This window comes from Pseudomonas sp. NPDC088414, assembly GCF_044753325.1.
Lineage (GTDB): Bacteria > Pseudomonadota > Gammaproteobacteria > Pseudomonadales > Pseudomonadaceae > Aquipseudomonas.
In genome coordinates this window covers 1-1,601 of the sequence record NZ_JBIVMY010000075.1, presented here as the reverse complement: position 1 = coordinate 1,601, position 1,601 = coordinate 1, and the positions used below count along the sequence as shown (strand labels likewise).

The following is a 1,601-nucleotide window of genomic DNA, read 5'->3' as shown; positions in this document are numbered from 1 at the left end:
GGTGACTGTGATGCCCAGGCCGCTGCGATCTACTCCAAGGCCTACGGTCAGGATCAGGAGTTCTACGGTTTTTACCGTAGCCTGCGTGCCTACCGTGAAAGCTTCGCGAACAAATCCGACGTCATGGTTCTCGACCCAAGCAGCGACTTCTTCCATTACCTGGAAAAGTCCAAGCCTTGATACGACGTTGACCTGAATCACTCCGCCCGGCGGCTAAAACCTCGGGCGGGGTGATCCTTTGGGAAAACGTGTGTATGATGCGGCAGCCGGGAAATTCCCGGCTTTTTTGCGTCTGCACGTTTGATTGCTGTTTTTTGTTGCAGGCATCGGGTTGAATGGCCCGAGCGTTTTTCGAGGAAAGTGATGGGCGAAGCCGGTAACAGGCCTTTCGCCGCGTCGTTCATGCGCGTGCGTTTTGAACGGATCGGTCATTTTCTGCTTCACTCAAGGCTCGCCCGCAGGCTGGCCGCCCGGATCAAAGGGGAATGGCGTAATGGCAACGGTAGACCGCTGGCTGCTGCCAGATGGCATCGAAGAAGTACTGCCACCGGAAGCGGCGCGCATTGAAGTCGCGCGTCGTCAGGTGTTGGATCTGTTCCAGAGCTGGGGTTACGAGTTTGTCGTGACTCCCCATATCGAGTACCTGGAATCCCTGCTGACCGGTGCGGGCCAGGACCTGGATCTGCGTACCTTCAAGGTCATCGACCCACAGTCGGGTCGGCAGATGGGGTTCCGTGCCGACATCACGCCGCAAGTGGCGCGCATCGATGCGCACACTCTGCGTCGCGAAGGTCCGAGCCGTCTGTGCTACGCCGGCAGCGTGCTGCATGCCCAGCCGCGTGCACTGTCGTCCTCGCGCAGCCCGATCCAGTTGGGTGCCGAGCTGTACGGCGATGCCAGCCCGAGCAGCGACGTGGAAGTCATCAGCCTGATGCTGGCCATGCTGCAACTGGCCGATGTGCCGGATGTGCATATGGACCTTGGCCATGTCGGCATCTACCGTGGTCTGGCGCGTGCCGCCGGTCTGTCCGGTGAAGTCGAGCAGCAGTTGTTCGATGCATTGCAACGCAAGGCCATCGACGAGGTCATTACCCTGACCGAAGGCCTGCCGGCCGATCTGTCCGGCATGCTGCGGGCGCTGGTCGACCTGTGTGGCGGCCGTGAAGTGCTGACCGCCGCTCGTGAGCGTCTGGCCAATGCGCCGGCGCCGGTGCTGGCGGCGCTGGAAGATTTGCTGGAGATCGCCGAGCGTCTGGCAACGCGTTTCCCGGAGTTGCCGCTGTACTTCGACCTTGGCGAGCTGCGCGGCTACCACTACCACACCGGTGTGGTGTTCGCGGTGTTTGTCCCGGGCGTGGGCCAGTCAATCGCTCAGGGCGGTCGTTACGACGACATCGGTGCCGACTTCGGTCGCGCCCGTCCGGCGACCGGCTTCTCTACCGATTTGAAAACCCTGGTGACCCTGGGGCGTGCTGAGCGCAGGCTAGCCGATCGAGATAGCCTGATGCGTGGAAGTAGCGCATCCCCCCCAGCGCCTAGAGATCACCACGCTCGCAGTGAACGGCTGACCGGGGAGCGCGCGCATCCTTCTCAGCCATTCC

The 1,601-nt window shown here is 61.8% G+C and carries 1 protein-coding gene and 1 pseudogene; both read left to right on the top strand.

What is annotated here, in order from left to right; genetic code table 11:
* Positions 1–180: pseudogene (locus tag ACIP8I_RS27120) on the top strand (protease modulator HflC); the annotation flags it as partial.
* Between the two features lie 313 nt (positions 181–493).
* Positions 494–1,601, top strand: a 1,108-nt coding sequence (locus ACIP8I_RS27115; protein WP_400764922.1) for an ATP phosphoribosyltransferase regulatory subunit, incomplete at its 3' end; no start/stop codon positions are given.